The sequence below is a fragment of the Treponema sp. HNW genome (assembly GCF_050320395.1).
GTDB lineage: Bacteria > Spirochaetota > Spirochaetia > Treponematales > Treponemataceae > Treponema_C.
Window position 1 is genome coordinate 294,535 of record NZ_CP144459.1, and the last position, 23,003, is coordinate 317,537.

At 40.0% G+C, this 23,003-nt stretch carries 13 protein-coding genes; 9 read left to right on the forward strand and 4 right to left on the reverse strand.

Features of this window, described 5'->3' with window-relative positions; all coding sequences use genetic code 11:
• Positions 1–18 precede the first annotated feature (18 nt).
• From V1L52_RS01425 to V1L52_RS01465, 9 genes are all read left to right on the forward strand, one after another.
• Complete coding sequence (locus V1L52_RS01425; protein ID WP_428770515.1) at positions 19–3,270, forward strand: helicase-related protein; 3,252 nt, start codon at positions 19–21, stop codon at positions 3,268–3,270.
• A 7-nt stretch (positions 3,271–3,277) separates the two neighbouring features.
• Positions 3,278–3,889: a DUF4391 domain-containing protein gene (locus tag V1L52_RS01430; RefSeq protein WP_428770516.1), complete on the forward strand. Its 612-nt coding sequence runs from the start codon at positions 3,278–3,280 to the stop codon at positions 3,887–3,889.
• 194 nt (positions 3,890–4,083) lie between these two features.
• A complete protein-coding gene (locus V1L52_RS01435) occupies positions 4,084–5,283 on the forward strand; it encodes a DNA cytosine methyltransferase (protein WP_428770517.1) in 1,200 nt (399 codons plus the stop codon).
• Between the two features lie 2 nt (positions 5,284–5,285).
• A complete protein-coding gene (locus tag V1L52_RS01440; protein ID WP_428770518.1) occupies positions 5,286–7,559 on the forward strand; it encodes an ATP-binding protein in 2,274 nt (757 codons plus the stop codon).
• On the forward strand, positions 7,543–8,514 hold the full coding sequence (locus V1L52_RS01445; RefSeq protein ID WP_428770519.1) for a hypothetical protein: 972 nt from the start codon (positions 7,543–7,545) through the stop codon (positions 8,512–8,514). Before V1L52_RS01440 ends, V1L52_RS01445 begins: the two co-directional genes overlap by 17 nt.
• A complete protein-coding gene (locus V1L52_RS01450) occupies positions 8,507–10,495 on the forward strand; it encodes a site-specific DNA-methyltransferase (RefSeq protein WP_428770520.1) in 1,989 nt (662 codons plus the stop codon). The genes V1L52_RS01445 and V1L52_RS01450 overlap by 8 nt, the downstream gene beginning before the upstream one ends.
• A gap of 2 nt (positions 10,496–10,497) precedes the next feature.
• A complete protein-coding gene (locus V1L52_RS01455; protein WP_428770521.1) occupies positions 10,498–13,626 on the forward strand; it encodes a type III restriction-modification system endonuclease in 3,129 nt (1,042 codons plus the stop codon).
• 48 nt (positions 13,627–13,674) lie between these two features.
• Positions 13,675–14,433: an RluA family pseudouridine synthase gene (locus tag V1L52_RS01460; protein ID WP_428770522.1), complete on the forward strand. Its 759-nt coding sequence runs from the start codon at positions 13,675–13,677 to the stop codon at positions 14,431–14,433.
• Complete coding sequence (locus V1L52_RS01465) at positions 14,423–15,517, forward strand: omptin family outer membrane protease (RefSeq protein WP_428770523.1); 1,095 nt, start codon at positions 14,423–14,425, stop codon at positions 15,515–15,517. The genes V1L52_RS01460 and V1L52_RS01465 overlap by 11 nt, the downstream gene beginning before the upstream one ends.
• Here V1L52_RS01465 and V1L52_RS01470 read toward each other — a convergent pair.
• The 4 genes from V1L52_RS01470 to V1L52_RS01485 are packed head-to-tail and all read right to left on the reverse strand — an operon-like array spanning position 15,469 to position 22,989.
• Positions 15,469–16,743 carry a hemolysin family protein gene (locus V1L52_RS01470; protein ID WP_428770524.1) on the reverse strand — a complete coding sequence of 425 codons (1,275 nt, stop codon included), beginning with the start codon at positions 16,741–16,743 and terminating at the stop codon, positions 15,469–15,471. The two genes, V1L52_RS01465 and V1L52_RS01470, sit on opposite strands and share 49 nt — an antisense overlap.
• A complete protein-coding gene (locus tag V1L52_RS01475) occupies positions 16,740–18,023 on the reverse strand; it encodes a hemolysin family protein (RefSeq protein WP_428770525.1) in 1,284 nt (427 codons plus the stop codon). Before V1L52_RS01475 ends, V1L52_RS01470 begins: the two co-directional genes overlap by 4 nt.
• A gap of 7 nt (positions 18,024–18,030) precedes the next feature.
• Positions 18,031–19,026: a hypothetical protein gene (locus V1L52_RS01480; protein WP_428770526.1), complete on the reverse strand. Its 996-nt coding sequence runs from the start codon at positions 19,024–19,026 to the stop codon at positions 18,031–18,033.
• Between the two features lie 18 nt (positions 19,027–19,044).
• Positions 19,045–22,989, reverse strand: a complete 3,945-nt coding sequence (locus tag V1L52_RS01485) for a phosphoribosylformylglycinamidine synthase (protein WP_428770527.1) — start codon at positions 22,987–22,989, stop codon at positions 19,045–19,047.
• Between the last annotated feature and the right edge of the window lie 14 nt (positions 22,990–23,003).

Here is a 23,003-nt window from a genome sequence, read left to right on the forward strand (position 1 = left end):
GGGAGGGAAACATAGGGAATGATTGGTATGGATGTAATCGATAACAGTAACAAAAATTTAAAAGATGATTTGAAAAAAGAATTGAAAAAGGGGAGCAAACTGTCTATTGCTGCGGCATGCTTTTCAATTTATGCCTTTGAGGAGTTACAGGAGGAATTAAGAGATATTGAAGAACTTCGTTTTATTTTTACCTCTCCTACATTCATAACCGAAAAAAATAAAAAAGAAAAAAAAGAATTTTATATTCCTCGCCTTAACAGAGAACGCAGCCTATATGGAAGTGACTTTGAAGTTAAACTTCGTAATGAATTAACGCAAAAGGCGATCGCAAAAGAATGTGCTGAATGGATAAAACAAAAGGTTACGTTTAAATCAAATATCACCAATGAAAATATGCAAGGCTTTATCAATCTTGATTATATCAGCTATATGCCTGTAAACGGTTTTACTACTATTGATTTAGGTTGTGAACGAGGTAATAATGCATATTTTTTTATGCATAAGGTTGAAACACCGGTATCTGATTTTTATATAAACCTTTTTGATGAATTGTGGTGTGACAATCAAAGGCTCCAAACAGTTACGGAAGAAGTTCTTGAAAATATTATGGCAGCATATAATGAGAATTCTCCGGATTTTATTTATTTTGTTGCGTTGTACAATATTTTTAACGAATTTCTTGAAGATATTTCGGAGGATGTTCTTCCGAACGAGGCAACAGGTTTTAAAGAAAGTAAAATTTGGAATATGCTTTATAATTTTCAAAAAGATGCAGTCTTAGCTATTATTAATAAATTGGAAAAGTTTAATGGCTGTATTTTGGCAGATAGCGTCGGTTTAGGAAAAACATTTACAGCTTTAGCGGTAATTAAGTATTATGAAAATCGAAATAAATCTATTTTAGTTTTATGTCCCAAAAAGCTCGCAAATAACTGGAACACATACAAGGATAATTATGTAAATAATCCTATTGCAGAAGATCGTTTAAGGTATGATGTGCTGTTTCATACAGATATCAATAGGGATAGCGGTAAATCAAATGGCTTGGATTTGGATAGATTAAATTGGGGCAACTATGATTTAGTAGTTATCGATGAATCACATAATTTTCGTAATGGTGGCAAGATTGTTGAGAATCCTGATGAAGACGAAAAAGAAAATCGCTATGTTAAGTTGCTAAAAAAAGTTATCCGCACAGGAGTCAAAACGAAAGTTTTAATGCTATCGGCAACTCCTGTTAACAACCGCTTTAACGATTTAAAAAATCAACTTGCTTTGGCTTATGAAGGTAATACAGCACGAATTGATAAAAAACTAAATGTAAATAAATCAATAGATCTTATTTTTAAAAATGCGCAAGCAGCTTTTAATGACTGGAGTACTTTTAAACCGGAAGATCGAACAACAGAAAATTTATTAAAAAAACTTGATTTTGATTTTTTTGAAGTTTTAGATTCAGTTACAATTGCCCGTTCACGAAAGCATATTCAAAAATATTATGATACGGCAAATATAGGTTCTTTTCCAAAGAGACTGCCACCGGTTTCGCAGCGGCCACCTTTGACAGATTTAAAATCGGCAATAAATTATAACGAAATTTTTGACCAATTAATGCTTTTAAATTTGAGTATATACACACCTACAAAATTTATTTTAGATTGTAAAAAAAATAAATATGCCGAATTATATGATGATAATAAAATCAACAGAGGTTTTACTCAAGAAAACCGTGAACGGGGAATCCAGCGTTTAACGGCGATTAATTTAATGAAACGCTTGGAAAGTTCGACGTATGCCTTTAATTTAACTCTTCGTAGAATCAAAGATCTTATAGAGTCAACGCTTAAAACAATAGACGAATATAATATAACCAAAGAATCTCGATTTGAATTTTCTGATGCTGTTCAAATTGATGAATGGGAAGAAGATGATCAAAACGACGATACCTTGTTTGCCTTTGGAAAAAGAATCAAAGTAGAACTTTCGGATATGGATTATCTTTCGTGGAAAAGAGATTTACTCAAGGATAATGAAACTTTGGGATTACTTATATCAATGATTGAAGATATTACTCCCGAATATGACAATAAACTTCAAGTTCTTCTGCAAACTCTAAAACACAAGATAAACAATCCAATAAATGCTGGAAATAAAAAAGTTCTTATTTTTACTGCTTTTTCGGATACGGCCGAGTATCTTTATAAACATGTAGGCCGATATATGAAAACTGAATTCAATTTAGAAACGGCATTGATTACGGGCATGGTTGAAGCTCGTACTACGATACCAAAGTTCAAGAATGATTTAAATACAGTTTTAACCTGTTTTTCTCCCTTATCGAAAGATAGAAATATATTATTGCCAGATAACTCTTTTGAAATAGATGTGTTGATTGCCACTGATTGTATATCCGAGGGGCAGAATCTTCAGGATTGCGATTATCTTATAAATTATGATATTCATTGGAATCCTGTGCGTATCATACAACGGTTCGGTCGTATAGACCGTATTGGTAGTAAGAATTCCTCTATTCAACTCGTAAACTTTTGGCCTGATGTGAGTTTGGATACTTATATAGATTTAAAAGCAAAGGTTGAAACCAAGATGAAAATAGTGAATATGACTGCTAGCGGAGACGATAATGTTTTATCGGAAGAAGAAAAAACGGACTTGGCATATAGAAAGGTACAGTTAGAACGTTTGCAAAAAGAAGTTGTTGATATAGAAGATATGTCAACAGGTATTTCGATTATGGATCTGGGATTAAATGAATTTCGTTTGGATCTACTCGAATACATAAAAAGACATCCTGAAGTAGAAAAAACGCCCTTCGGGTTACATTCTGTAGCTCCTGCTGCTGAGGGGATGCCTGCAGGTGTTATCTATGTATTAAAAAATCTATCAAATGCAGTAAATATAAACAGTAAAAATCGGCTTCATCCTTTTTATATGGTGTACATTACAAATGATGGTAATATAGAATGTAATCATCTTTCTCCCAAGGAGATGCTCGATAAAATGCGATTTGTATGCAAAGGTAAAACGGAACCAATACCTGAATTGTATAAACCTTTTAACAAAGAAACGCGAGATGGCAGGAATATGAAAGAGTTGTCTGTTCTTCTCGGCCAGACCATAGCATCAATTATCAAAATAAAAGATGAAAGCGACATAGAAAGTTTTTTAGGAGATGAGGATATGAGCTTTTTCTCACATAAGATAAAGGGGCTTGATGATTTTGAACTTATTTGCTTTTTAGTAATCCGCTGAGAATAGAATGTTCGGTTTGCCCAAATCCACTGAAGTATCAAAACTTCTCGCAAAATCAAAATTGTATACAAAATTTAATATGAGTAATTCGGTGAAAAGCATATTTGACGAAAATATAGCCAAAATAATCATAAGCCATGAAATAAGTTCAAGGACGCTATCTATAGTCGAAGGAGAGAAGGTTCGTGGAATTTATGTTCTGCATATTTTCCTAAAGCGAAAAGAATTTAAGAATCAAGTTCTTGTGCATTTGATAAATCTTATTAAAAAGAAAATTATTATTGCTTTACAATATCAAGATGAGGTAAAATTTGCTGTTTATTGTACCCGTCTCATACAAAGCGAATGGTTGTCTGAGCAGAATGCTCAGATTCCTCTTGTCGGCTTAAATCTTGGTCGTATATGGGAAAATATTGTAATGGATATCGCATGTATTACTTCCCAAGATGGTATTCCTTTAGACGAACGTATTAAAATGGAAGATGAGCGCATCAAAATAGAAAAAGAAATAAGCCGCCTGAGTAAAAAAGCTCGTAAAGAAAATCAACCAAATAAAAAATATACATTGGTTCAACAGATTCGGATTTTAAAAAAGGAATTGCAGGCATACGAAGAGTAATTTGTAATAGTCTATGAGTGAGGTTGCTAGAACCTTTACAGGGCTTGCTTTTGTAATTATTGATATTGTTTGAGGTTTGTGTAATAATAAACTATCTGTAGTGTAAATAATAAGTACTTTATTTAGGTCTGACTATTAACTGTCTGTAAAGCATGGAGAAAATTTATAGTATTTTGGAAGGATACGCGTTGAAAATGAAATATAAGTATGTCGATATATTTACTGGATGTGGAGGACTATCTCTTGGGTTTTATAATGCAGGATGGAAAGGTCTTTTTGCCATAGAAAAAAATGCAGATGCTTTTAAAACATTGGAATATAATCTAATAACAAAAAAACAACATTTTGTATGGGTTGATTGGCTGGAAAAAAGAAATCATGATATTAATAAGGTTTTAATTGATAAAGAGCAAGAGTTAAAAGATTTATCGGAAAAAATTTTGCTAGTTGTGGGCGGTCCCCCGTGCCAAGGTTTTTCAATGGCTGGACAAAGAAAGAAGAATGATATTAGAAATAAGCTTGTGAATTCTTATATTAAATTTGTAAAAATAGTAAAGCCAAAATATTTATTTTTTGAAAATGTATATGGCTTTACTATTGGTTTTACAGATAAAAATAATGAAAAATCAAAACCAACATCAGCGTGCATTGTAGAGCAGTTAAAATCTATAGGATATAATATTGATTATGAAATATTAGATCTTTCAGAATACGGTATCCCTCAAAAACGTAAACGTTTTATTCTATTAGGTTCACTAGAAAATGACCCAAAACAATTTTTCCAAATATTAAAAAATCAAAGACAAGATTTTTTTGAAAAAAAAGGTCTTTCTTGTAATGCAAGTGTGAAAGATGCTATAGGTGATTTATTATATGAGAATGGGCAAATTCCGTGTCCCGATAGTAATGGTTTTTTCTCAGGTCTATATAAACCTGCTTTATCAAAGTATCAAAAATATATGAGATCAGGACTTGAGCAAGAAAACTATCCTGATAGTCATCGCTTTGCTAAACACAGATATGAAACTATAAAACTATTTGAAACTATGCAACAAGAATGTGAGCATGGAAAAAGGCTCTCTACAAAAAATACAAATTTGAAAGGATTTAAGCGCCGGGGAATAACTATTTTACTTGCAGATAAACCTTGTAATACTATAACATCTCATCCAGATGATTATTTACACTATTCAGAACCTAGAATACTAACAGTAAGAGAATGTGCACGAGTACAGTCTTTTCCTGATTGGTATGAATTCAAAGGGAAATATACAACAGGCGGTGCATTACGAAAGTATGATGTACCTAGATATACACAGGTAGGTAATGCTATTCCTCCCTTATTTGCCGAACAGGTGGGTTTAGCATTAAGAAAATTCATTGGTGGTGATTAGTTATGGGTGATTTATCTTTTCGTGTAAGTTCTGGGTTAAAGGACATTATCGGCAGAGAATTAATTACGGATAAAATTGTTGCAATTTTTGAGCTTGTAAAAAATTCTTATGATGCTGGAGCAACCAGAGTGGATATTATTTTTAATGATATTTACTCTTCTGATGCTAGCATTGCTATATCAGACAATGGATCTGGTATGAATAAGCAGGATCTAATAGATAAATGGCTTTTTGTTGCTTATTCTGACAAAAAAAATACTCGGAGTAAAAAATATATAGAAAACTTAAATTCAAAAAGAACATATGCAGGAGCAAAAGGAATTGGTAGATTTTCATGTGACAGATTAGGTGTTTTCTTAGAGTTGTATAGTAAAAAGGAGAATTCGAAACAAACAAATTTACTTATAGTAGATTGGAATAGGTTTGAAAAAGATGCAAGAGAAGAATTTATTAATATATCTGTCTCTCATAAATACGTAAATGAATTACCTAATAAAACTAAGAGCGGCACTACTCTAGTTATTAAGAATTTAAGAGAACAATGGAATAGAGATGATATTTTATATCTAAAAAAATCTCTTATGAAATTAATAAACCCTCATGAAAATCAGGATGATATATTTAATATATTTCTTCATTGCAAAGATGAAGAGAATATAGATAATAAAGCTACAACTGATAGAGAAAAAATAAATGGAAAAATTACGAATTATATCTTTGAGTCTTTAAATTTAAAAACAACTCAAATTTCAGTGTCGATTTCTGAAAATGGCGATTTAATCACAACAAAAATGCAAGACAGAGGGCTCTTTCTTTTTCAAATGCAGCAAAAGAATTCATTTAGATATTTAAGAAATGTTATGATAGAGCTATTTTATTTAAATCGAAAAGCAAAAATTAGTTTTAGAAAAATTATGGGAATTGCACCCATTGAATTTGGATCTATTTTTGTATATAAAAATGGGTTCAGAGTGATGCCATACGGAGAACCTAATACAGATATATTTAATATTGATAGAAGAAAAACGCAGGGATACAATCGTTATCTTGGAACAAGGGATTTAATGGGTAGAATTACTATATCGAGTAATAACTCTGATTTTATAGAGACATCAAGTAGGGATGGTGGTTTTATTCGAACTCAAGCGTTTGATGAGTTAAAAACTTTTTTTTCTGAGAGAGTGCATAAGCCATTGGAAAAATATACTGTTCAATTAATACAATGGGGTGATGCTATTGATGATGAGACAGAGGTTGTAACTCTGGAACAAATTAAAGACAAAATTATAAAATATATAACAGACTATGAAAAAAATGGTCAAATTATTTCTTTAGAGGTTAATGAAAATTTATTTGGTATTATAAAAGAAAATACTGAAGATAAAACATCAGGTCTCACTTCTGAAGTTAGAGATATCGCCTTGAGAAATAAAGATCATGTATTACTAGAAATAGCTGATAGATTGGAGCAACAGAGGAGGTCTCTTCTTAAAGAAAAAAGAGAATTAACTAAAATTGTAAATGAGACAACGCATCAACTTCATGCTCGTACAGAAGAATTGCAAGCAACCAAAAATCAAGCTCTCTTTTTAAAAGGCTTAACAAACCCAAAGTATGAAAATGCAACAGAATCCTTACATTTAATGAATACATATGCAAAAAGTATTAAGCTGAATATAAACAAAGTTATGCAAGTGATTAATAAAGCAGGCGATACACGGTTGATCAATGAGTTATATAATTATATTTATGAGGTTGTGAATGCGACTCAGAAAATAAATGCAACTTATACTTTTGCATTTACAGCAGATTATGACATTAAAGAGAAAGAACAAGTGATAAATATATATACATTTATTTGTGAATATATACATAATGCTCTTTTTGCGAAAACTGGAGAGTTTATAAAAATTAATATTAATATAAAGTCAAGCGAATGTTATGTTAAGATTAATCCATTAGAATTAAGTATGATACTGGAAAATATTATATATAATTCATATAAAGCACAAGCAACAGAATTGGAGATATCTATCTCAAAAAATAGAAAATATATAGATATTGAATTTTTAGATGATGGTGTGGGATTAAATAGAAATATTGAAAATCCTAATCGTATTTTTGAATTGGGATTTTCAACGACAGGTGGAACAGGTGTTGGGTTATCATATGCAAAAAAAACGGTCGAATATTGGGGAGGAAAAATTTCAGTGAGTCCAGTAGAAAATAGAGGTTTTTTATTACAAATGAGGTTACCTAATGAATGTAGAATTTAAGATATTGTGGTTTGAGGATGCTGATGAATGGTATAAGCCAACAAAAGAGGATATAGAAAATTATATAATAGAACTATCATTTAAACCAGAATTTACTAGACTAAAAGCTGTATCTGAAAGTGATATAAAAACTATATTAACAGAAAATAGCTTTGATTTAATTTTTGCAGATTTAAATTTAGAAAGAAAAGAGAAAGGTGATAAGGCAATTAAATTAATTAGGGAAAATAATGTATTGGCTGATGTATTATTTTATTCAACTGATGGGATTCGAAAAATAAAACAGGTTGCCCAAGTCGATATGCTTGAGGGTGTATACTTATCCAGCAGGGAAGAAGATTTATTTCCTGTAAAGGCAAAACAATTAATAGACAAAATTGTAAGACGATCAGAAGATATTCTTAATGTACGAGGTTTGTTGATGGACAATGTAAGTGAATTTGATGAAAAATTAAAAACCATAATTCTAAATTATATTTCCATTTGTAATAATAAAGATGATATTGATGAATTAAATAGATATGCTTATGAAAAAGTATCATCTCAATTAGAAAATCATATAAAAAAAATAAAAAAGATTGAAGGCGATTTTATCCGCCAAGCCATGGAACAGTCTTTTTTTATTGATTCATATAAGCTATCTATGATTACTGAAAAAATATTACAAAAATATCCTGATTTTATTCAAAATAAGAAATTTCATAAAGATTATGATATTAAGATTCTTAAAGAAAGAAATCAATTAGCTCATGCGAAAAAAGAACCTCTATCAAAAACACTATTCTACTTTGTTGATACTAATGGTAAAAAAATATCTTATGATTCTAAGAAATGCAGAGAGATAAGACAGTCGATTAATGAATATCATGAGTTTTTTGATGATATTATAACAAAAATAAATAAGAATAATGCAGTGGTTAGTAATCATAACGATAAGGAGGCTATACATGAATAATACGGAACCGCTTTCTATGCACACGCGGAACAAAGCCGATGAAAACTTTCAAAAGCTGAGCGCTCTTTTTCCGAATGCCGTAACCGAAAGCGTCAATGAAAAAGGTGAAGTTGTCCGTGCCGTAGATAAGGATGTGCTCATGCAGGAAATTTCCTGCACGGTTGTGGAAGGAAGAGAAGAGCGCTATCAATTTACCTGGCCCGATAAAAAAAAGGCAATCCTTGCCGCCAACTCGCCTATTTCAAAAACGCTGCGGCCGTGCAGAGAAGAAAGTGTAAATTTCGATACCACGGAAAACCTCTATATAGAAGGCGATAATCTTGATGTGCTGAAGCTTCTTCAGGAAACCTATTTGGGTAAAATCAAAATGATTTATATAGATCCGCCGTATAATACGGGGAAAGACTTTGTCTATCGGGATAATTTTGCCCAAAGCGCCGATGAATATCTTGAAAACAGCGGTCAATTCGACGAAGAGGGGAATAGACTTTTTCAAAATACCGAAAGCAACGGCAGATTTCACTCCGATTGGCTTAATATGATATATCCCCGGTTAAAACTTGCACGAGATTTGCTGTCCGATGACGGCGTGATTTTTATAAGCATTGATGATAATGAAGTGCATAATCTGAAAAAAATATGTGATGAAGTTTTTGGAGAAATAAATTTTGTTGCTTCTTTTATTTGGGAAAAAACACAGCACTTTGGACGACAAAAACTTAATAGTTATTGTAATAGCGAATATATACTGTCTTATGGAAAAAATATTTTCAATAATGGGCTTAAAGAACTCTTTGTTGAGAATATTAAAGATGAACTGCTTGATGCGCCGCTATATAATGATTCAAACAATGTAAATGTTTTAACATTTCCAAAGTTCTCCACAAAATTTAATATTGAAGACGGCATCTATGAGAAGACTACAAGCCGGGATTATGAGTTGCTTAATCCGGTAACAGTCAAAGACGGGACTAATAATAATGAGTTTAATTTGAAGTTTAAATCCAGATGGTCAAATAAAACTGTTCAAAAAGAAATTGAAAAAGGAACAAGATTTTGGGTAAAAACGGAAACATTTGCAATCAGAGCAATTTATGGCGAAAATCGGTACTCAACAGATGCCCCGCGGCAAATAATATTTACAAACTCTCGTAATCCGATGGTAACTAAAAATAGATTCGGTAATAAAGTTGATACAAATGAGAACGCAACTAAGAGTTTAAATCAGCTTTTAGCAGGGACTTATTTCTCGTATCCAAAACCGACTTCGCTTATAGAATATTTTATATCCGTCTTATACAATGAGAGGGATAATCAGTATGAAAATAATTATTATATCCTTGACTTTTTTTCAGGTTCGGCAACAACCGCCCATGCCGTTATGCAGCTCAATGCTGAAGACAGCGGAAACCGGAAATTTATTATGGTGCAGCTGCCTGAAGAAACGGATGAAAAATCGGAAGCGAATAAGGCCGGATATAAAAATATCTGTGAAATCGGTAAAGAACGTATTCGGCGCGCAGGGGCGAAAATAAAAGAAGATAACAAAGACAAAGAGGGTATTGAAAATCTTGATATCGGTTTCCGTGTGTTAAAATGCGATTCTTCCAATATGAAAGATGTGTATTATACCCCTGAGCGCTATACACAAAAAGATTTAATCGATCTTGCCGACAATATAAAAAACGACCGTTCAGCCGAAGATTTGCTTTTTCAGGTTATGCTCGATTTGGGAATTCTTCTTTCAAGTAAAATCGAAAAAAAAGAGGTTGACGGTAAAACTCTGTTTAGTGTGGAAGACAATTATCTTATTGCCTGTTTTGACGACGATATTACGGACGAAGTGATTACCGAAATTGCGAAAAAAAAGCCCTCTTATTTTGTTATGCGTGATGCTTCCGCCGCACAAGACAGTGTTACGGCAAACTTTGATCAGATTTTTGCAGCTTACAGTCCCGATACCGTTCGTAAGGTGCTTTGATTATGAAGTTCGCTTTTAAGATACAGTCCTATCAAACGGATGCGGTAAATGCAGTTGTCGATGTCTTTAAAGGACAGCCCTACGGTACGGGCTTTGCCTATATCCGCGATACGGGTATACAAAATACCGCGCAAGATGTAGGCAGTCAATACGATTTTAAAACAGAGGAAAAAAGCTTTCAGGCGGCAGGGGATGATCCTGTAGGATATAAAAATGCGGATATTCAACTCGATGAGGAAACCCTGCTTAACAATATCCGCGAAGTGCAGAGGCGGCACAATATACGCTGTTCTTCGTCTCTGATAAAATCACAGGGTGCGTATGCCTTCGATATTGAAATGGAAACCGGTACGGGTAAAACCTATGTGTATATTAAAACCGTGTTCGAGCTGCATAAGCGTTTCGGATGGTCAAAATTCATTATTGTTGTACCGAGTATTGCAATCCGCGAAGGGGTAAAAAAAAGCTTTGAGATAACGCAAGAGCATTTTATGGAATTGTACGGAAAAAAAGCCCGTTTTTTTATCTATAACAGTGCTCATTTAAACGACATTGACCGATTCTCATCCGACAGCGGCATAAATGTGATGATCATCAATACCCAAGCTTTTGCCGCGTCTCTCAAAGAGGACGGAAAAAGTAAAGAATCCCGTATTATTTACTCGGAACGGGATGAATTTGCTTCCCGTCGTCCGATTGATGTCATTAAGGCAAACAATCCTATTCTTATTTTAGATGAACCGCAAAAAATGGAAGGCGAGGCTACACAAAAAGCTTTAGCCGGGTTTAATCCCTTGTTTTTATTGCATTATTCGGCGACGCATACAACAAGCCATAATGTGGTATACCGATTGGATGCCCTTGATGCCTTTAATAAAAGATTGGTGAAAAAAATAGAAGTGAAGGGCTTTGAAGTTCAAAATCTGCAGGGGACTCACGGATATTTATTTTTTGAAACTCTTTTGCTTGCTCCCGATAAGCCGCCGCGCGCCCGAGTTGAAATAGAAACGGCGCAAAAAAACGGAACTGCACGAAAGGTTGTGATAGTTTCGGTCGGCGACGATTTGTTTTATAAATCAAAAGAGATGGAGCAGTATAAAAACGGTTTTACCGTTTCGGAGATAGATCCCGTCAGCGGTACTCTCGGTTTTACAAACGGATTTATAATCAAACAGGGTGATGTTATCGGTGATGCCGCTGAGGAAAATATGAGACGCGTTCAAATACGTGAAACCGTAATTTCCCATTTTGAAAAAGAAGAACAGCTTTTTAAGAAGGGTATAAAAACGCTTTCTCTCTTTTTTATAGACGAGGTGTCAAAATACCGAAGCTATGATGAGGCGGGTACCCCTGTTCCCGGAGAATATGCTGCAATCTTTGAAGAAGAATACAAAGCGATACTTAATAATCGGCTGGAAACTGTTGACGCCGATTATCAAGCTTATTTAAAAACATTTTGCTCCGATATCGGCAGTGTTCATAACGGGTACTTCAGCATTGACGGTAAAAGCGGACGGGCGGTAAACAGCACTGTAAAAAGAGGCTCGGACAGTTCCGATGATATACGCGCCTATGATCTTATCTTAAAAGATAAGGAAAGACTGCTTGCGTTTGAAGAACCGGTTCGTTTTATTTTTTCTCATTCTGCCCTGCGTGAGGGCTGGGATAATCCGAATGTTTTTCAAATTTGTACTTTAAACCGCAGTCAAAGTACGACAAAAAAAAGACAGGAAGTCGGCCGGGGCCTGCGCCTCTGTGTGAATCAGGCGGGCAGCCGTATGGATGCCGAAAGCTGCGGGGAAGCGGTTTTTGATATAAACAAGTTGACGGTTGTTGCAAACGAAAGCTATACCGACTTTGTTTCCGGCTTACAAAAGGAGATAGCCGAAACTTTGTATGAAAGACCGTCCGTTATAACGGAAGCATTTTTTGAAGGAAAAAGCATAGAACATAACGGCAGCCGGTATATCATAGATAAGCATACGGCAAAAAAGATTGAACGCTATCTTATAAAAAACGATTATATTGATGAGGACGGAAAAATAACCGATCTGTACCGCGATGCCGTTTCGGCAGGTACAATCAGTAATATGCCGGAGGATCTTCAGTACCTGCATGAAGGGGTGCATCTCTTGTTGCGTTCGGTGTTTGACGAAAAAATCTTTAATGCAATGATTGAAAACGGTAATCAGCCGAAAATCGAAAAGAATGAATTGAATGACAATTTTAAAAAAGCGGAATTTCAGGCATTGTGGAATGAAATCAATCATAAATATGCGTACAAGGTTTCTTTCGACAGCCGTGAGTTAATCGAAAAAGCAGTGTCCGCGATTGATAAAAATCTCGCTGTTTCGGAATTAACCTATGTGGCAACGACCGGTGAACAAAAAGATATTATGGATGCTGAAGCGATTAATTTGGGGACTTCCTTTTCTTATGCACAAACGAAAACAGAAGCGATAAAAACATCAGGTATCAGTCAGGTCAAATACGATCTTATAGGAAAAATTGCCGCACCTACAAAGTTAAAGCGTAGAACCGCTGCCGAAATTTTATCGGGTATACAAAACCGGAAATTTAATATGTTCAAAGCAAACCCTGAAGAGTTTATACAAAAGATTATAAAAATTATAAACGAACAAAAAGCGGCAATGATTGTAGAGCATATCTCATATAATCGAATTAAGGGTTATTATGAAAGTTCAATATTTACACAGGAAAAAAAGTCCGAATTTTATGCAAAAGCTTTTCCGGCAAAAAAAGCTATTCAAAACTGGATTTTTACCGACGGAACGGCGGAGTACAGTGTTGAACGTACCTTTGCCGAAGCGCTTGATACGGCCGATGAAGTATCCGTGTATGCAAAGCTTCCGCGCAGTTTTTATATTCCCACGCCTGTCGGAAATTATTCACCCGATTGGGCTATTGCATTTTACAAAGGAAAGGTAAAACATATTTTCTTTATAGCGGAAACAAAAGGCTCGATGGACAGTATGGAACTGAGACCGATAGAACAGGCAAAAATTACTTGTGCAAAAAAACTTTTTAACGAAATTTCAGGCGGCAAGGTACGCTATCATGAGGTGAACAACTACGGAACTCTCTTGGAAGTGATGAAAACAATCGATTAATTTTCCCGCCCCTTGTGCAAGCGGCTTTTTCCGTGTATAGTTTTTTGCATGAAGGCGCACCGTGATTTTACTCTTATTTATGAAGATTCTTCCCTTGTTGTTTTGAATAAGCGGCCGGGTTTGGCTGTTGCCGCCGACCGTTATGACCCCGATGCGCCGCGCCTCGATGTTCTTGCCGAAAAGGAACTGGGAAGGCTGTATGCGGTACACCGCATCGATAAGGATACCTCGGGTTTGGTTTTGTATGCGCGTACCGGGGAAGCTCAAAAAGCTTTGAGTGCCGCCTTTGAAAAGCGGGAAGTGCGTAAAACCTATCATGCACTCGTGTACGGCCATCCTTTGTGGGAAAATCTGGACACGGATTTACCCCTTTTGCCCGACGGCGATGCGCGGCACCGCACGGTCGTAAACCGTAAATCGGGCAAGCCGTCTTTTACCGAATTTACCTGTCTGGGAAAATGCGGCCCCTTTTCGTGGATAGAAGCGCGCCCCGTAACGGGCAGAACGCATCAAATACGCGTTCACTTGGCTGAAAATGGTTTGCAGATTGTCTGCGATCCCCTCTACGGCGGAAATCAAAAGCCCGTCCGTTTATCCGAGATAAAACGCTCGTGGCGCGGCGATCCCTTTGAAGAGCGGCCTCTTTTGTCGCGCTTGGCTCTTCACGCCTTAGGTTTGGAATTCGCTCATCCTGAAACAAACGAAACATTAAGTTTTTTTGCTCCTTATCCGAAGGACATGGATGCCGTGCGTAAACAGCTTGGTAAACTGTATAAAGTCGACCCGCTTGCAGCATATGAAAGCTAAACCTCTTCGCCTTTTTGCCTTTATCCTCTTATTGAACCTGTGCAGTGCTTCTTTTATAAGGGCGCAAAATTCCGATACAAGGGGCGGGGGAAAAAATCCCGAAAAAAAAGAGCCTGAAAAAAAAACTTCCATATCGCTTCTTAATCCGTGGTTTTCGGCCCTGGATATTTCGCTTGTAAACTCCGCATCTTATCTGACAATCGGCGAGTTCGTTTATAAAAAAAATCCGGAAGGAAAAAAGATTCGGCTGAGCCGCCTCGATTGGGATAAAATCCTTATGTGGAAAATCGGTGTTAATTTGAACTGCGATATAAAGCGGTGGCGTATTTTTTTCGGTTCAGCCGCCGCTGTTCCCCTCTTTCATACTGCTTTTGTGGAAGACAGGGATTGGAAAACCTCGCCGGATGTTTTGTCGGATTTTTCGCAGCACCCGGTACGGCTTGACTCGCATTTTGACATAGGAACGGCGCTGGTTTATCGTATATGGGAGCCGAAAACATTTTCCGCCGGAGCGGGGGCCGGCTTTGAATATATAAAAACCGAGATAACCGGATACGACGGGGAAAAAACACTGCCTGTGTCCGATAAAAAAAAGCTTTCGGGTGATGTCATCGCTTATAAACAGGAGCTGTATCTCCCGTGGATTACGGGTTTTGTCGAATGGAAACCGCGCCCGATTTTTGAGACGGTACTCTGTATCTCCTTTTCTCCGGTAACCTTTGCCCAAGCTTTGGATACCCATTATCGGTATAATCCTTCAACGGGTATTTCCTTAAAACCGACAATCGGAAAAGAGTTTTTGGACCGCATGTACGGCTTTGCGGGTGTAAAGGGAGACCTCGTCTTTCGCTTTAATATTGCGGGAAAAGCCGGCCGGCCGGCAGCGGAAGAAAAATCGGCGGTGCCGCCGGTTCGCCATGCCGCCGAGCTTCGTTTAAATGCTCTGTACCTTCCCGAACTGAACGGAAAAACATACAAAAGAGTCGGCAGCTCTATGCCCTTTGCGTATTACAAAGAGTATGCAGCCGGCACCTCTTACCGCTCTTTCGGCATATCCTTGGCGTACTGCATACGGATGCGCTGAATGCGCCTGCGGCTTTGCTCTTCAACCGTAAATAAAACCGAACCGATTTTGATGCGCTCCGAGGTTTCGGGTAAATAGCCGAACTCTTCCAAAAGTTTGCCGCCTATCGTATCGAATTCCTGAGATATAAGGTTTAAGCCGAAAATATTGTTTATATCCGTTAAAAGTATGTCGCCGGGAATAATGAATTCGGAGGGGCTGATAAGGGTAATGCGTTCTTCGGCGGCCTTATCGCGGCTGTTGTATTCGTCGGTAATGCGTCCGAATACCGCTTTTAGGATATCGTCCATTGTAACGATACCGCGGTTGCTTCCGTGTTCGTCTACCACAACGGCAAAGTTTTGTTTTTCGGTTTTAAATATGTGTAAAAGCGACAGAGCCGTTTGCGCATCGGGTACAAAGAGAACCCTGTGCATAATATCGGGAAGGCAAAATGTTTCTTTGCTTCCGGTATAAAACAAAATATCCTTAAAATGAATTAAGCCCCGAATATCGTCGAAGGATTCACCGCAAACGGGAAGGCGCGAATAACCCGATTCGGCAACGGCTCGTACCGTTTCTTCATAGGATGCCGACGCGTTTACGGTTTTTATGAGGGCTCGGGGCCGCACTATATCGCGCACACGAAGATCGGTAAATTCAAAAATGCGGTGAAGCATTTCTTTTTCGCCGCTTTGTAAGGTTCCTTCAAGACTTCCCACATCAAAGAGGGTTTTTAATTCGTCCTCGGTTATTTGTCTTGAGTCGGAATCCCATATATTGCTTAATAAAAAGGTAAAAGCCGATGCCGTCTTTAAAAAAACGGCTGTAAGAGGCGAAAAAACTGTGCGGAGCATGCATAAAAAATCGGCAAAACGGGACGCGGTTTCTTCGCTTTTGGACGCGGCTATGGTTTTGGGAAGAATTTCTCCGAAAACAATGATGATAAAGGTCATGACTGCCGCCGCCGCCGCGCTTCCGCCGTTTCCCATGAGGCTTACGGCGAGGGCCGCCGCAAGGGACGATGCCAAAGAATTTACAAAATTGTTTCCGATAAGGATTGCCGTTAAAACCGCAGGCAATTCTTTTTTTAGGGCTGCAATCGAACGGGCTTTGGGTTCTTTTTTTTTCAGCATTTGCCTCAGCCGGATATGAGAGAGGGACAAAAGGGCCGTTTCCGAGGACGAAAAAACGGCGGATGCGCCGATCAATAAAATTAAAATAAGGCTCATCGCGAAAATCGTCATCGTGCTTCCTCCGCAAGAGGATGTTCCTCGGTTTGTATATGAACTTGACGGATTCTCATTCCCGCGACGGCCGTAACGGTAAAGCGGCGGCCTTCATACACAATCGAATCACCCGATACGGGAACGCGGCCGAGTTTTTCCATGATAAAGCCTGCAACGGTTTCATGGTAGTCCGATTTCAAAGTAATTCCCAGCCGGTCGGATAAATCGAGGAGGCGGGTTTTTCCGCTTATGAGGGCTTCTTTTTCATTTATAAAAACGGTATCTTGAGATTCCGGAAAATAATATTCATCGTTTATCGTTCCGAAAATCTCTTCGGCTATGTCTTCTTTGGTTAAAAGACCGGCCGTTCCCGAATACTCGTCAAGGACAATCGCGATGGTTTGATTTTTTTCGTATAAAATCTGCTGAACGGCCGTCATGTTTTTTGTTTCCAAAATAAAAAGAGGCGGCCTCATGATTTTTTTTACGGAAAAAGAAGCGGGATCGCCTGAATACAGGAGTACGTCCTTGACGTATAAAACACCCCTTATATCGTCGATATCCTTTCCCAAAACGGGAAAACGCGAAAGGCGGGATTTTTGCGAGCGTTCAAGCACTTCGGTGTAGCCGGCATTGTGCGCAATGCTGACTATTTCGGTACGGGGAACCATAATATCGCGCGCTTCAAGGTCGGTAAAGGTAAAGACTCGGTGCATCATTTGTTCGCCCGCCGAATGAATGAGACCTTCTTCTCCGCCCATTTCTATAAAGGTTTTAATTTCTTCTTCGGTAAAGGATACCGCCGATGCATCGGTTTTTATACCCAAAAGCTTTATAACGGCCGCCGATACGAGGGTAAAAAAACGGACCGGGGGGGTAAAAAGGTATGAAAAAAAGGTAATAAAAGATGCAAGTTTAAAAGCGATTCGTTCCGGATAGCGGGCTGCGGCGGTTTTGGGAATTATTTCTCCGAAAATCAATAAAAGCAGGGTGGCGGTTACGGAGGCAGCCCCGACACTGAGCGATTTTCCCCTTTCACCGAAGAGGTTAAGGGCGGCCGATGTGAGCATAACCGAAAGACCGATATTGACTATATTGTTGCCGACTAAAACCGTGTTTAAAAGGCGGGGCTTGTTATCCAGAAGTTTTCCGGCTTTAAGGGCTTCGGGATGTTTTTTGTCGCGTAAAAAGCGTAAACGCAATTTGTTTACGGAAAAAAATGCCGTTTCCGCGGCGGAAAACATCATGGAAAAAAAAATCAATAAAAAAACGCCCGCAATTAAAACCGCCGTATTCATTGTTTTTTTAATCCTTAGCCGCCGAATCGGAAGCCCCTTCATTCGGGGGAATACTGCCCGTAGGAGGAGCGCCTCCCGAAAGGGATTCTATTACATGCAGTATATCCGCCGCTTCGGCGCTGTCGGGGACGGCATTGTAGGCTTGGCGTAAATAGGTTACCGCTTCGTCCTGCGATATTTTTCCGCTGTTGACGGCAAAATAAGCCAGCTGATAATAGGCGTCCTGAATTTGGTTCGGCGAAAGAAGGTTTTTTTCGTTGATAAGTAAAAGCAGTTTATTTAATTCGTTGTCTAGGGTACCCGCATGAAAGGCCCGTGCGGCATTTTCAGATGCTATACGGAGTTTGTATTTTCCCAAAAGACCGCTTTTGTTTTCGGGGTCGGATTCAATCAGCTGTATAAATAAATCGTTTAAAGTTATATGAAAGCGCTCGGGCACGGTTTCTATATAGGCATCGATATACTCGGCCTTTTTACTTCCTTGCGTTTTTTGTATTTTGTCGTATAAGCGATTTATCTTTTTTTCCCGCGGGCGCTCGGCTCTGATTAAATCGAGTACGTTTTGCGCTGTTTTTGTTTCCGTTGTCATGGGCAAAAAGGCAAAGGGCCGGCCTGTTTCGCTCATCAATAAGGCTGTCGGCGCCGCCCGTACTCCCATATTCAGGGCAAGACGAAAAACTTCCGCCGCCTTTTCACGGTCGGACGCTGTCGGAATATCGGGAACGTCTATGTGCAGTAAAATGTAATTTTTCCCCGCTTCTTTTTTAAATTCCTCCGTATTGAAAATTGAAAAAAGCAAATCTTCGCTGATATCGTCCCAAGCCGTTCCCGTAAAAAGTAAAAATATATTTTTATGCCGCATATGCGCTTCCGCCAGAGCCGTATCCAGGTCGGTTTCCCAGTGCGGCTCTACGGCCGTACAGGCTGCGGCAAGATAAAGCGTCAATACAATGAAACTTAAACACAGGGGCTTTGGTGAAAAAAAAGAAGGTGATTTTTTCATATTGTTTTTCCGAATCTCTTATCTGAAATAACGTACTCCCGCCGCAAAGATGTTTTGCTCCTTATTGCCGCCCGTGTTTTTTAAAAGTCCGCTTGTCCGGGCTGCAAGGCAGCGTTCATTATGCGCCATCTTGCCCAATATGCGGCCGTCGGGACTGGTAATGCCTTCGATTGCAAAGGCCGAACCGTTCGGATTATCCGGCTCAAGGATTGCCGGCATTCCGTTTTCATCGGCGTATTGGGTAAAAACCTGACCCTTTTTAAACAGTTCGGCAGCTTCTTCGGTACGGATAAGCAAGCGTCCTTCTCCGTGCGAAATCGGAAGCGTATGCAGTTCTCCCGATAAAATCCCCGGATCCTGCGCCCAGGGCGACATGTACGAGGCGGTTTTTGTCGTACACATCCTCGATATATGCCGTCCTATCGTATTAAAGCCGAGTGTCGGATAGTTTTCGCAGGGGTCAAGAATCTTGCCGTAGGGCAAAAGACCCGTTTTAATCAGGGCTTGGAAGCCGTTGCAAATACCGAGTATGAGGCCGTCTTTGTTTTCGAGTAAATCCTGCACGGCATCGGCAATGCGTTTTTGGCGTAAAATATTTGCGATAAATTTACCCGAACCGTCAGGCTCGTCTCCCGCCGAAAAGCCGCCCGAAAAGGCTAAGATGTTGCAGCGCTTTAGGGCCTTTTCAAGCTCTAAAAGAGAAGCGTGTAAATCCTGCGGCGTTTTGTTTTTCAGTACAAAAAGTTCGGTTTTTGCCCCTGCAAGGTCGAAAGCTTTTTGCATATCGTATTCGCAGTTTGTACCCGGAAAAACGGGCAGCAGTACCACAGGCTGTGCGCCCTGCCCCGCGGCTGAGGACAGGGGTTTTGAACACCGGGGACGAAGGCACTGTCCGTTATAGGTTGTAAGGGCAAAGTCGGGAATGTTCTCTTCACCGTTTAAAACCGCCTTTTTTGCATCCTTGTTTGAAAGCGGGGCAAAAACGCCGCCGAGGGGTTCTTCCCATGCTTTAAGCATTTCTTCGATGCCGATATGTAAGCTTTGCTCATGCTTTTGTACCGAAATGCGGCGCTCTTCGCTTGTTTTTCCCAAAAAGACGGGAACTTCACAGCCGCTTTTTTTTGCTCTTTGTTCGATATCGGCGGGAGACAGGGAACTTTCGATGATGATTGAACCGTATAAGGGCAAGAATAAATCGGCGTCATGCATACCTGCACAAAAGTCTTTGTCGAAATCAAAGCCTATACGGTTACCGAAGGCCATTTTACTGACCGCTTCGGCTATTCCTCCGGCCTGCACGGGGTAGGCCGCACTGACTTCAGTATCGGCGGGTGAATAAAGGGTATTCAAAAAGCGGCAGTTTTGTTTAAAATTTTCAAAGTCGGGCGAAAGGTCGTCTTTTTGCCGCGTCTTTAAAAGGTAGACAAATCTGCCGGACTGCGTAAAGGAGCCGCCCCGTATGCGTGCAACATCGGTAATACCGACTGCAAAGGAGACAAGTGTCGGCGGAACGTGAATATCCTGAAAGGTGCCGGACATCGAGTCCTTACCGCCTATAGCCGGTGTCCCCATAGCTTTTTGCGCCTCCAATGCACCCAAGAGGGCGGCGGCGGGCTTTCCCCATGATTCGGGGGAGACGGCCGACTCAAAATATTCCTGAAAGCTCAATCGGCATTTTTCGGGTTCTCCTCCCATTGCGGCAACGGCTGCCAGAGACTGCAAAACCGCATATTGGGCTCCGTGCCAGGGACTCCAGCTTAAAATGCGCGGATCGTACCCGAAGGCCATGAGGCTTGCCGTACCGGTTTCTTCGGGCGAGAGTACGGGAATCTTTGCCGCACAGCCGGCCTCCGGGGTTGCCTGATAGCGGCCTCCCATCGGGAATAAGACGGTTGAAGCGCCGACCGTTCCGTCAAAGCGCTCGCTTAAACCGCGCCTTGAACATACCGCCAAATCGCTCAGGTTTGAAAGCCATGCCTGCTTTAATCCCGTTTCTTTTTCCAAGTGCGGTTTTACCGTATCGAGGGGGAATAAGAGGGGGCTTTGCGCTTTTTGGGGCGATGTGATTTTTAAGTGCGTACTTTTGCGGGCGCCGGCCGTGTCCAAAAAGGAGCGCTCCAAATCTACGACGGTATCGCCCTTCCATGTCATGGTTAAACGCTTTTTATCGGTTATTTTTGCGATAACCGCCGCATGCAGGTTTTCTTCGGCGGCAAAGCGGATGAACTTTTGTGCATCTTTTTCGCGGACGACAACCGCCATGCGCTCCTGAGATTCGGAAACGGCAAGTTCGGTGCCGTTTAAGCCTTCGTATTTTTTAGGTACCGCGTCCAAGTCGATGTCCAAACCGTCCGCAAGTTCTCCGACGGCAACGGCAACTCCTCCTGCTCCGAAATCGTTGCAGCGGCGTATAAGGGTGCTTACTTCCGGATTGCGGAACAAACGCTGAATTTTACGTTCTTCAACGGCATTTCCCTTTTGCACTTCCGCTGCGGCCTGCGTAACGGAGGTTTCTGTATGCACCTTGGAAGAACCGGTTGCCCCTCCGATGCCGTCGCGGCCGGTACCGCCTCCGACTAAGATAACGCAGTCGCCCGCTTCCGGTTCTTCCCTCTTTACCGAGGAGGCGGGTGCTGCGGCGATCACGGCTCCCAGTTCCATGCGCTTTGCTTCAAAGCCCGGATGATATATTTCGGCAACCTGACCGGTTGCAAGGCCGATTTGATTTCCGTAAGAACTGAATCCCGCTGCGGCTTCCCGCGTAATTTTTAACTGCGGGAGTTTTCCTTTTCGGGTGTCGGCAGCCCTTGTGCGCGGGTCGGCCGCTCCCGTAACGCGAAGCGATTGGTATACCCAGGAACGCCCGGAAAGGGGATCGCGGATAGCGCCTCCGATACAGGTTGCAGCTCCTCCGAAGGGCTCTATTTCGGTGGGGTGATTGTGCGTTTCGTTTTTAAACATTAAAAGCCATTTTTCGCTTTTTTGCTTTTCGGCATTTTCCCCGGTTCCGTCCTGAAAGGATTTTTTGCGTACATCGATATAGACCGAGCATGCATTGATTTCTTTTGATTCTTCCGTATCGCCGAGCATACCCTTCTTTTTTAAATACTTTGCCCCTATACAGGCCATGTCCATCAAGCTTTCGTCTTTCGGTTTTTCCGCATAGACTTCTTTGCGCATTGCACGGTATAAGGCAAGGGATTTTTGAATGGACTGCGAAAAATTTCCGTCTTCGATTTCGATTGAATCCAAAACCGTATTAAAAGTCGTATGGCGGCAGTGGTCTGACCAATAGGTATCGAGTACGCGGATTTCGGTTTCCGACGGATCCCTGCCCGCTTTCTTAAAATAATCCTGCACACAGAGAAGATCGGCATCGTCCATTGCAAGCGACATTGAAGCGTGTAAAGCCGCCAATTCATCTTTGTTCATTTTTATAAAGCCTGAAATGCGTACTATAGCCTCAGGCTCGCTTGCGGCGGTTTGCAGGGTTTTCGGGAGCTCTGCGGAAGCTTCGCGCGAATCGACCGGATTTATAAGGTGTTTTTTTATGCGCAGTAAATCTTCATCGCAAAGGTTTCCGGAAATCACAATGAGTTTAGCACAGCGCACCGTCGGCTGGGTATCGATGCCGCCTTGCTTTGCATCGGTTAACAGCGAAAGGCATTGTTCCGCGGAGTCCGCCCTTTGGTCGTATTGACCGGGAAGATATTCCCATGCGATGACCCTTTCGTCCTTCGAAAGAGGCAGTTCGTCAAAATACAGCACATCGCTTTGCGGCTCGGAAAAAACGTGCTGTGCCGCCTTTTTTATAAGGTCGGCAGAGAGGTTTTCGACATCGTAGCGGTTTACAAAGCGTAAGTCTTTTATGCCGCCGATACCCAAAAAGCCGGTAATATCGTGCAGGATGTTTTCGGCTTCGTTTTGAAAGCCTTTTTTTCTTTCAACAAAAATACGGAACATGGAAAAAGTATACC

Excerpts from the sequence above, each read along its gene's own strand:
- V1L52_RS01460 (WP_428770522.1), top strand. The coding sequence starts at position 13,675 with ATGAAGGCGCACCGTGATTTTACTCTTATTTATGAAGATTCTTCCCTT.
- V1L52_RS01480 (WP_428770526.1), bottom strand. The coding sequence starts at position 19,026 with ATGAAAAAATCACCTTCTTTTTTTTCACCAAAGCCCCTGTGTTTAAGT.
- V1L52_RS01440 (WP_428770518.1), top strand. The coding sequence starts at position 5,286 with ATGGGTGATTTATCTTTTCGTGTAAGTTCTGGGTTAAAGGACATTATC.
- V1L52_RS01465 (WP_428770523.1), top strand. The coding sequence starts at position 14,423 with ATGAAAGCTAAACCTCTTCGCCTTTTTGCCTTTATCCTCTTATTGAAC.
- V1L52_RS01485 (WP_428770527.1), bottom strand. The coding sequence starts at position 22,989 with ATGTTCCGTATTTTTGTTGAAAGAAAAAAAGGCTTTCAAAACGAAGCC.
- V1L52_RS01455 (WP_428770521.1), top strand. The coding sequence starts at position 10,498 with ATGAAGTTCGCTTTTAAGATACAGTCCTATCAAACGGATGCGGTAAAT.
- V1L52_RS01445 (WP_428770519.1), top strand. The coding sequence starts at position 7,543 with ATGAATGTAGAATTTAAGATATTGTGGTTTGAGGATGCTGATGAATGG.
- V1L52_RS01425 (WP_428770515.1), top strand. The coding sequence starts at position 19 with ATGATTGGTATGGATGTAATCGATAACAGTAACAAAAATTTAAAAGAT.
- V1L52_RS01470 (WP_428770524.1), bottom strand. The coding sequence starts at position 16,743 with ATGACGATTTTCGCGATGAGCCTTATTTTAATTTTATTGATCGGCGCA.
- V1L52_RS01450 (WP_428770520.1), top strand. The coding sequence starts at position 8,507 with ATGAATAATACGGAACCGCTTTCTATGCACACGCGGAACAAAGCCGAT.
- V1L52_RS01475 (WP_428770525.1), bottom strand. The coding sequence starts at position 18,023 with ATGAATACGGCGGTTTTAATTGCGGGCGTTTTTTTATTGATTTTTTTT.
- V1L52_RS01430 (WP_428770516.1), top strand. The coding sequence starts at position 3,278 with ATGTTCGGTTTGCCCAAATCCACTGAAGTATCAAAACTTCTCGCAAAA.
- V1L52_RS01435 (WP_428770517.1), top strand. The coding sequence starts at position 4,084 with ATGAAATATAAGTATGTCGATATATTTACTGGATGTGGAGGACTATCT.